Below are 10,000 nucleotides of genomic sequence, written 5' to 3' on the forward strand. Positions count from 1 at the left end.
TCCGCTGACCGCCGAGGTCAATTTCGGGGACGATGTGCTCAAGGGCTGCGCCACCCCGACGGCCAAGCTGGAAAGCGAGAAGCCTTAAGAATAAAAAGGCCTCCCGGAGGGGAGGCCTTTTTATTTCAACAGGTTATGCGGTTTAGTTCACCTTGACCGGAACCGGCACATCGCAGCCGGTAAGGCCTGCGGGACTGGCCTTGCGCTTGGCTTCGACCAGGGCGGCAAATTCAGACGAATGGGTGTCCATCACCTCAACCTTCGGACGCTCGGCTTCGGGCATGTCGGCGAGCACCTGCACCTTGGTCATCACATCCGGATCGACCGGCGGCTCACCCAGCTTCAGCTTGCGCACCACATCCAGCCCCACCAGCGTCATGCCAAAGGCCGTATATTTACGCTCCAGTGCGTCCGTATAGGAGCGCATCAGGAAGAACTGGCTGTTGGCCGAGTTGACATCCCCGGCCCGGGCCATCCCCAGCGTTCCCGCGCAGTAAAGCCCCCAGGTTTCAACCTTGCTGTCCTTGGTTATAGCCATCAGGTCGTTGACCTGCGACTGCACCGGCAGGGCCTTGACGTAACCGGTCAGGATACCGCGCTCGGTCGTCAGCGGCGTGATATCGAGCGTCGTGTCACGGCGGATGATGAATTCGGCCGGCACATTCGGCAACTCGGAATTGCCCTCACCCGTGCCCTTGGGGTCGCCGGTTTGGGCCATGAAGCCTTCGATGACGCGGTGGAATTTCAGCCCGTTATAGAAGCCCTGCCGCGTCAGCGTCTTCATGCGCTCAACGTGCTGCGGGGCCAGTTCGGGATACATTTCAACGATGACACGGCCTTTGTTCGTGTCGATCACCAGCGTATTGTCGGCATCGACCGGACGATAGCCCGGCGTCGCTGCCACCGCGGTACCGGCCAGAAGCGTTGCGGCGATTGCCAGACCTGCCGCGCGCGCAGCCCCCATCTTAAACGTCATTACTCTTTTCCAACCTTAGCCAAGAGCCGCTCAGCGACGCTTTTTGAAACGAACGGCGCGATATTGCCGCCCAATTGGGCTATTTCTTTGACCAATCGGGACGCAATCGCCTGATGCCGGGGATCGGCCATCAGAAACACCGTCTCGATCTCACGGTTCATCTGCTGGTTCATCGCCGTCATCTGAAACTCGTATTCGAAATCGGCCACCGCGCGCAAGCCGCGAATGATGACAGACGCCCCAAGTTCCTCGGCAAAGTGCATCAAAAGGCTGTCGAAGGGCAAGACCTCGACGCGATCGGCGAACGGAGCGCAGCTTTCGCGCAACATCTCAACCCGCTCATCCAGCGTGAAGACCGGTGCCTTGCCCGTATTGCGCGCCACACCGATCACCAGATGATCGACCAGCTTAACGGCCCGGCCGATAATGTCCGAGTGTCCGTTGGTGATCGGGTCGAAGGTTCCGGGGTAGAGCCCTATCCTTTTGGCCATCTGACGTGGCTCCTTATTCAGTAATGGGTCAGCCTTATCCGGCATCGCCCCCGCTGGCAAGCTCAGCCTCATCCGGGCCGTCCTCTTCGGCGGTTTCGGCCAGGCGCTCGACCGAGACGACCTTCTCACCTGAGGTGCGGAAGATGGTCACGCCCTGCGTATTGCGGCCCGCCACGCGGATCTGCGACACCGGCGTGCGGATCAGTTGCCCGCCATCGGTGACCAGCAGAAGCTGATCGGTGTCTTCGACCGGGAAGGAGGCGACCAGCTTGCCGCCGCGCTTCGACAGGTCGATGGCGACAATGCCCTGACCGCCGCGACCGGTGCGGCGATAGTCGTAGGACGAGGTCCGCTTGCCAAAGCCCGTATCGGCGATGGTGAGAATGAACTCTTCGGCCGCGCCCAGTTCGGCGATGCGCTCGACGCTCAGCGACGCGTCTTCCGCGCCCTCTTCGGCCTCGTCTTCGACCACCGCCGTCGCCTCTTCGCCTTCGCCCGATACCGCCGCACGCAGCGAAGCCGCGTGCTTCAGATAGGCGGCGCGTTCGGCCGGCGTGGCCTCAACGCGGCGCAGTATGGCCATGGAGATAACTGTGTCGTCCTCACCCAGACGCACGCCGCGCACGCCGGTAGAGTCGCGGCCCTTGAACACGCGCACCTCATCGACGGCGAAGCGGATCGAACGGCCTGACGCCGTGGACAAGAGCACGTCCTGATCCTCGGTGCACAGGGCCACGCCGACAATGGCGTCACCCTCTTCCAGCTTCATGGCGATCTTGCCGGCGCGGTTGACGTTGACGAAGTCCGACAGCTTGTTGCGGCGCACGTCGCCGGAGCGCGTGGCAAACACGATATCCAGACGATCCCAGGTAGCTTCATCCTCCGGCAGGGTCAGGATGTTGGTCACCGTCTCGTGCTTGTCCAGCGGCAGCAGGTTGACGAAGGCCTTGCCCTTGGATTGCGGATTGCCGAGCGGCAGACGCCATACCTTCAGCTTATAGGCCTTACCCGTTGAGGAGAAGAACAGCATCGGCTGGTGCGTCGAAGCCGCATAGATGCCGGTGATGGCGTCTTCGTCCTTCATCGCCATGCCCGAGCGGCCCTTGCCGCCGCGGTGTTGGGTACGATAGGCGCTGAGCGGGGTGCGCTTGACGTAGCCCGAATGGGTCACGGTCACCACCATGTCCTCACGCGGGATCAGGTCTTCGTCCTCGATATCGGCTTCGCCATCGACGATCAGGCTGCGGCGCGGCTCCGCATAGAGGGCTTTCACCTCTTCAAGCTCCTCGCGCACGATTCCGAGGATGCGTTCGCGCGACGACAGGATGGCGAGATATTCGGCGATAGAGGCCGCCAGGGTGCGGGCTTCACCGAAGATTTCATCGCGGCCCAGACCGGTCAGACGCGACAGGGTCAGGGCCAGAATTGCGCGCGCCTGTTCTTCGGTCAGCCGCACCTCACCGCCTTCAAAGACGATCGAGCGCGGATCAGCGATCAGCTCGATCAGCGGCGACATGTCCCCGGCGGGCCAGTTGCGCGCCGTCAGGCGTTCACGGGCTTCGGTCGGATCGACCGAGGAACGGATGATGTGGATAATTTCGTCGATATTGGCCACCGCTATGGCCAGACCGACCAGCACGTGGCCCCGGTCACGCGCCTTGTTCAGTTCAAAGCGGGTGCGGCGGACCACCACCTCTTCGCGGAAATCGAGGAAGATTTCCAGCAACTTACGCAGGCCCATCTGCTGCGGGCGGCCGTGGTTGAGCGCCAGCATATTGACGCCGAAGCTCGTTTGCAGGGCCGAATAGCGGTAAAGCTGATTGAGAATGACATCGCCGGAGGCGTCGCGCTTCAGCTCGACTACCACGCGCATCCCCTGACGGTCGGATTCGTCGCGGATATCGGAGATGCCTTCGATGCGCTTTTCGCGCACCATTTCCGCAATATGCTCGATCAGGGTCGCCTTGTTCACCTGATAGGGCAGTTCGGTGATGATAATGGCTTCGCGGTCCTTGCGGATGGTTTCGACCGAGGCCTTGCCGCGCATAATGACCGAGCCGCGACCGGTCAGCAGCGCCTGACGCGCGCCGGAACGGCCAAGGATTTCACCACCCGTCGGGAAGTCCGGACCGGGTACGATGCCCAGCAGGGTTTCGGCGCTCACCTGCGGGTCATCGAGCATGGCCAAACAGGCCTCGATGATTTCGCCCAGATTGTGCGGCGGGATATTGGTCGCCATACCGACCGCAATGCCGCCGGCCCCATTGACCAGCAGGTTCGGGATGCGCGACGGCAGAACCGACGGTTCCTGGCGCGCACCGTCGTAGTTGTCGTTGAAATCGACCGTGTTTTTGTCGATATCGGCGATCAGCGACTCCGCCGCGCGCGTCATACGGCTTTCGGTGTAACGCATGGCCGCCGGCGGATCGCCATCGACCGAGCCGAAATTGCCCTGACCATCGACCAGCAGCAGGCGCATCGAAAACGGCTGCGCCATCCGCACCAGCGCGTCATAGATGGCACCATCGCCGTGCGGGTGGTAGCGGCCCATCACGTCGCCGACGATATTGGCCGACTTGACGTACTTCTTGTCGTGGGTACGGCCCTCTTCGTACATGGCATAGACGATGCGCCGATGCACGGGCTTCAGGCCGTCGCGCGCATCCGGCAGGGCGCGCGAAACGATCACGCTCATGGCGTAGTCGAGATAGGAACGCTTGAGTTCATCCTCGATGGTGACGTGCGAAATGCCGTGCGGCGTCGGCAGGCCGGTAGCAGGAGTATCGGTCATGAAGCCCGTTTCATTGCATAGTCAAGATTGGGTTTCGTTCAGGTTGAATCGAACCCCAATCTAACATTTTGTTTGGTCGCGCATGTGAGCCCAAAAACCGTTTCACACTTTTTGGTATGCGCTCCAGGCGCTCGACGGGAATCACACGTCGGCGCACTGGTTAACGCGCACCGTAGCACTTTTGCGACTAATCCCCAAATCCGGAAGGCGTTTTAGGGGAATTCAGAGCCCGCCTGTTAACATTTATTTTGCGTGCGGACCGGCCTGAAACGCCCACAAAAAAGCCTGCGGTTTGACCGCAGGCCTTGGGTTCGAATTTACAGGATTTAAAACGGAATTTCGTCGTCCAGATCGAAGTTCTGCTTGGGGCCGGAGCCTTGAGCCTTCGGGCCCGAAGAGGCTGGGGCCCCGTAGCCGCCATCATCAAAACCGCCGCCATAGCCGCCGCCCTGATCATAGCCGCCAGAAGAAGACGACCCGCCGCCGCTGTCGCCACGGCCGCCCAGCAGCGTCAGATTGCCGTTGAAGCGTTGCAGCACGATTTCAGTGGTGTACTTTTCGACACCCTGCTGATCGGTCCACTTGCGGGTTTGCAGCGAGCCTTCGAGATAGACGGTCGAGCCCTTGCGCAGATACTGCTCGGCGATCTTGGCCAGGTTGTCATTGAAGATCACGACGCGGTGCCACTCGGTCTTTTCCTTGCGCTCGCCCGTCATCTTGTCGCGCCACTGTTCCGAGGTGGCCACCGTCAGATTGGCGACGCGCTCCCCCGAATTGAGCGTGCGGATTTCCGGGTCCTTACCCAGATTGCCGATAATAATGACCTTGTTGACCGAGCCCGCCATGCGCTGCGCCTTCCGTTCTGCCCGCGATTCGGCGGACACATTAATTGCTGAGGCCTGAGCATAGGCGGCAAAACGCCGCTTGCCAAGTCGATGTTAACGTTTTGTTCACATCTTTTCGCGCTGCGCGAGAGCCCTTATTTCTTTTCAGGCAGATTGTCCGGCAGGGTCTGCGGCTCCGAGAAATTGCGGTCGCGCGGCACCTCAAAGGCGCTGGGGATGACCAGACGCCCGTCCGGGGCCTTGGTCAGGAAGGGCATGGCCGGGCCTTCAAAATGCTTGGAAATGCGAATGCCCCGCGGCGTGGACCACAGGAAGGTGCCGTTATAGACCCCGACGATCTCCTTGCGCGGCGACCCCATGCTGAGGAACTTGATGCGCAGGGCGTCGAGATGCGCGGCGCAATATTCCAGCGACGGCACGTCCTTTTTGATGACGTTGAACTTTGGCGGCTGATCCTTGAGAAAGCCGATGTGGAAGCAGACATTCTTCGCATCGGGCGCTTCGACGGCCGTCTTTTCGCACCCGGCCAGCGCCAGACAGGCGGCCCCGGCGACAAGCCACAGAACAGGTTTCATCGCCATGAGTGGCTCCTTACTTTACTGAGCAGCCCTGACCCTGTTCGAGCAGGGTACGGAAGGTCTTGTTATCATCCGAAATTTCAACGCGCTTGGGCACAAGGCGCAGGGTCTGGCTGCCCCAGCGGCCATAGGAGGCCGAACCCGGACGTTCGCAGCGACCGTCAAACAGCAGGGTCGCGCAGGCGTTCAGCGAAATACCGTCCGACAGACGCGTCCACTCGTTACCGGCAAAGCGCAGACAGGCCCCTGACGGACCCGTGGTCGGGGCGGTTGCGGCCACGGGCTCACCCGAATCGACGACCACAGGCGCCACCTTGTCGGCGGAAATGACGGGCGGCGGGGCCAGAGAGGCGGTCGGAGCGGCAGTCATTTCGCCGCTTTCATCCACGCCGACATCCAGCGCATTGGCGGCCACGCCGTTCTTTTTGGCGCAGTCGGCGATGGTCAGTTGCCCCACAAATTCCCCATTGACGAAGCAGCGCAGCGTCTTCTTGGCGTCGAGGGTCGGCGCATCGTCGATGTCGAGGACAAGGCCCGGACCTTCGGTATTCATGCGCGGCGATTCTTTTTGCGAACTGGAGATCGCCCATCCGATCAGCACCGCCAGCAACAGGGCCCCGCCTGCACCCGCCAGCCAGATCGTCTGCTTCCGATTCAGCGCCATAATCCATCCCCTCGGAGGTGAGTTCATCTCCCCCTAAAGGCCTGTTTATGCGCCGCCTGTCAAGCGGGAGAGCGCCGCAGAATAGTTGGAAGCCTGGGCATTCCAGTAGGCGGCCGAACCGGCTGAACTGGTCTTCTTCTTGCTGTCGTCCGATGAGGTCGTATCTTCGCCATAGCGCAGGTAACGATAGGCGGAACGGACGTTTTTCAGGGCATCGTCCAGCGTCTTGATCGCCGCCGCGATGCTTTCCTCCGAGTTCAGATTGACGTCGGCATTGAACTTCAGGCCAAACAGCTTTTCGGTATCCGTCTTTGTCTTTTTCGAGGAAGACGAAGAGGAGGTGTCCTCCGCCGTGCGGACCAGACCTTCGGTCAGCCCCAGCCCTTCGAGCGCGTCCTTGCCCGCCGGACCCTTGACAATTTCCATCTGGCTGGTCTTGTTCTGCGGCTCGATAACCAGTTGCGACTCGGCCTTGCCGGTCACCTTGGCCACCGTCACCTTGAGCTTGTACCCCGCCGCGCGCTGGATCTTTTTGGCCAGCGTGTCCAGCGTGTCATTGGCCTCGATCATAATCTTTTTCTGCGAGCCACCGGCATCGCGCAGATAGAAGGAGTCCCCGGCCCGCACCGAAGTCCCTGAGGTCAGGAGCGTCGAATCCTTATACTCGATCGTGCCGCTGGGCAGGCCCAGCTTGTCCAGCACCGAGGCCCCATTGGTCGTGACAGCCATGGCCTGCGGATCGACCTCACCGTCCTTGCCCGAATAGCGCTGGCTCCATTCGACCGCGCCACTTGCCACGTCCATGCGCGCCAGATAGGCGTCGGCTTCGCCGATCTTCGTCGTGCCGTCGATCTCGCCTTCGGTCTGCCCGGCGAAGTAAACCTTGCCGTCGGTGAACTGCACCTTGACGTTCTTTTCTTCCCCTGCCCCGCCATAATAGACGACCTTATCGCCAGCGGTGGAGGCGAAATCCGTCGAGACGGTGGCGGCAAAGGCGTCGGAATGCCCGTGGAAAGCGGTGCTGCCCGATCCGCCGCCCAGAATACTGTCATTGCCGGTCGAACCACCGACATAGACCTTGCCGTTATAGACGTCGATGGCGCCGATCTGCCCGCCCCCCAGACCGCCCAGATTGCGGGTGCCCGTCAGGGTTGGCTTGGCCGGGTCGCTGATATCATAGGCGCGCAGGACGATATTGCCGTCTTCCACACCGGCGGCGTAGAGCGTATTGCCATCGACCTTGATCGCGCTGGCCTGATCCGTGCCGGAGGTACCATATTGCACCGTGGCGGTCGCCTTTCCGGTCGAATCAAAACTGCGGATATAGGCGTCCCAGCCACCCGCCGAACCGACTCCGCCCTGCATGACGCTACGCGTCTTGCCGGCCACCTGAACCGAGCCATCCGACCCGAAGGTCACCGCCAGAGCGGCATCTTCATCGGTGGACCCAAAGCGCTTGGTCCACATTTCCTGACCGGCAGAATCAAACACGGTGACAAAACTGTCGGCAACCGTCTTGTTCGTGCCGGACGTCCCGCTGTCTTCCTTGGTCGAGGTCGTGGTGAAGGTCTTGCCATCCACCGTGTAGCTTGAGGTCGTGGTGGTAACGGTCGAAAGCGTACCGGTCACCGACCCGGCAATGGCGACCTTGCCATCATCGCCGACGCTCAGCGCGTAGCCGGTGGCACTGTCGGCCGCGCCCAGGGTGCGGGCATAGACGACATTACCGGCCGAATCGTACTTGATCAGGGCGACGTCCTGCGTGCCCTTGATCGTCTGACCCTCCGTGGTGCCATCGACATCGGCCAGCACATAGACCGAGCCATCCGGCCCGGAAACCGTCTGATGCACGGTCTTGATCGCGCCTTCAAGGTCGTTCTGGACGCTGCGGCCCGCCGTCCAGAAGGTATCGCCGGGTGCCGACACCGTATCGCCACCCGTGCTGAACTTCACCATGCCGGTGGTCTGCTTGGGCGTGACGGTCTCGAACTTTTTGGTTTCCTTGTTGTATTTCGTGGTCTTGTCGGTATCGCCCGTCTTCTGCACGACAAAAACCGAGTCCCCGGTGGGCGCGGCACTAAAGGTAAGGGCCTCCGTAGAGTCGCCCTGTATCTTCAAGGAAAACGTGTCGGGATTGGTGCCAACCTTGACCGTCTTGCCATTCACCTCAACCGTCTTGTCACCGCCCGCCGTCCGCTGCACGGCGAACTTGGTCGAAAGCCCCGCCGCTTTCAGCTTGTCGTTGATATAGGTGACGACGCTCGACATCGAGCGGGTTTCACTACCCATTTCCGCAAGGTCGATATGAACATTGATCGGGTCCGTCGTCCCCGTCCGCTTGACCGAAATGTCAAAGGCCACATCGCCCTTGAAGGCCTCGACCTCACTGGTCGCCGTGCCCGAATGGATGTCCTTGGCGAAATAGGCCGTATCGGTGCGGGCGATGCCCACGGTCGATTTCAGCTTGTCGGTAATGGTCCCCTGCACAAGGTCCAGATGCTCGTAATCCGCATCCTTGACGTAGGTGCTGACCTCGCCGATGCCGGAATCGAATCGACGGCGCAGCGTATTGAGTTCCGTCTTGTTGCTGATCGAGTCAGGATTGCTCCCCGTCAGAATCGACTGTGCCTTGGCCGCCACGGCGCGCAGGGAGTTCAGTCCGGTATAGAGGGTGTAGAGCTTTTTGTAGTCGGTAGATGCGCCAGCCAGATCGAGATTGACCGCCGATTCGCGAATAAAGCTCTTACCCGCCAGTATGTTCTTGACCAGAGTGTCGTCGGGCGTGCCGCCCTTTTCCCACGGCGCGGTTGGCGCGCGCGTAGTGCCCGTAGGGCTGGTCGCCGTCGTCTGCGCAGCCGTATTGGCCGTACCGGAAGTGGCACGGGTCTTCGAGTTGAAATAACTCGTCAACAGGCTGGTATCGAACGACACGGTCATAAGGGCCATTGTCACAGATCAAAGCTTAAGAAGCGTTAACCCGCAGCAAAAAGGGTGAGATCATTATGATTTCTCATAGAAACATAATGATCTCGCTTTTGTTTAGCCCCTCGCCGGGCGGTGGCTTCGCCACCTTGGCCGCCGCCTCAATGGCGGCTTGAAGAAAAAACCCGCCGGATGCCGGCGGGTTTGCTCAGACTGCCTAAAGTAAGCGCCTACTGGAAGAGTCGGAGGATGGCCTGCGGCGACTGGTTGGCAATCGACAGGGCCTGCGTGCCCAGCTGTTGCTGCACCTGAAGGGCCTGCAAGCGGGCACTTTCCTTGGCCAGATCGGCATCAACCAGGTTACCGATACCGACTTCGATAGCGCCGGAGAGTTTGGCGACGAAGTTTTGACGCCCCTCGATCTGCTTGGCTTCCGAACCCAGTGCGGCAAGGCTGGCATTAACGTTATTGATCGAGGCATCCAGACGGGCCAGAGCCGATGTCGCCCGGGTCAGGGTCAGCACATTGGCCGCCGCCGACAGGGTAATGATCGTGCCCCCAAGACTGAAATTGCGCGACGAGAGGGTTACGACCGAGCTGCCATCGGCATTATCTATAAATTTAATGCCATTCGTGATCGTGCCGTTAAGCAGGTTGGTGCCATCGAAAGACGAATTGGCTACGGCATGGCTGATCTGACGGAGAAGTTCGCGGAAATCACCATTCAGAGCGT

8 protein-coding genes are annotated in these 10,000 nt (G+C 60.8%); all 8 read right to left on the reverse strand.

Annotation, left to right across the window (positions count from 1 at the left end; translation table 11 throughout):
* Nucleotides 1-142: 142 nt before the first annotated feature.
* Nucleotides 143-976, reverse strand: coding sequence for a peptidylprolyl isomerase (locus LDL37_RS01340; RefSeq protein ID WP_290793233.1), 834 nt, complete (start codon nucleotides 974-976; stop codon nucleotides 143-145).
* Nucleotides 976-1,467 carry a pantetheine-phosphate adenylyltransferase gene (coaD, locus tag LDL37_RS01345; protein ID WP_013480556.1) on the reverse strand — a complete coding sequence of 164 codons (492 nt, stop codon included), beginning with the start codon at nucleotides 1,465-1,467 and terminating at the stop codon, nucleotides 976-978. Before coaD ends, LDL37_RS01340 begins: the two co-directional genes overlap by 1 nt.
* 34 nt (nucleotides 1,468-1,501) lie before the next feature.
* Nucleotides 1,502-4,258, reverse strand: a complete 2,757-nt coding sequence (gene gyrA, locus LDL37_RS01350) for a DNA gyrase subunit A (protein WP_290793238.1) — start codon at nucleotides 4,256-4,258, stop codon at nucleotides 1,502-1,504.
* Nucleotides 4,259-4,584: 326 nt separating this feature from the next.
* A complete protein-coding gene (gene ssb, locus LDL37_RS01355; RefSeq protein ID WP_126424015.1) occupies nucleotides 4,585-5,103 on the reverse strand; it encodes a single-stranded DNA-binding protein in 519 nt (172 codons plus the stop codon).
* Between the two features lie 134 nt (nucleotides 5,104-5,237).
* On the reverse strand, nucleotides 5,238-5,684 hold the full coding sequence (locus LDL37_RS01360; protein ID WP_290793242.1) for a hypothetical protein: 447 nt from the start codon (nucleotides 5,682-5,684) through the stop codon (nucleotides 5,238-5,240).
* 10 nt (nucleotides 5,685-5,694) lie between these two features.
* A complete protein-coding gene (locus tag LDL37_RS01365; RefSeq protein WP_013480560.1) occupies nucleotides 5,695-6,345 on the reverse strand; it encodes a hypothetical protein in 651 nt (216 codons plus the stop codon).
* Nucleotides 6,346-6,390: 45 nt separating this feature from the next.
* Nucleotides 6,391-9,291 carry a transcriptional regulator gene (locus LDL37_RS01370; RefSeq protein WP_290793246.1) on the reverse strand — a complete coding sequence of 967 codons (2,901 nt, stop codon included), beginning with the start codon at nucleotides 9,289-9,291 and terminating at the stop codon, nucleotides 6,391-6,393.
* 206 nt (nucleotides 9,292-9,497) lie between these two features.
* A partial coding sequence (locus tag LDL37_RS01375; RefSeq protein ID WP_290793248.1) for a flagellin occupies nucleotides 9,498-10,000 on the reverse strand: 503 nt, incomplete at its 5' end.

The sequence above is a fragment of the Asticcacaulis sp. genome, from assembly GCF_020217185.1.
Taxonomy (GTDB): Bacteria; Pseudomonadota; Alphaproteobacteria; order Caulobacterales; family Caulobacteraceae; genus Asticcacaulis.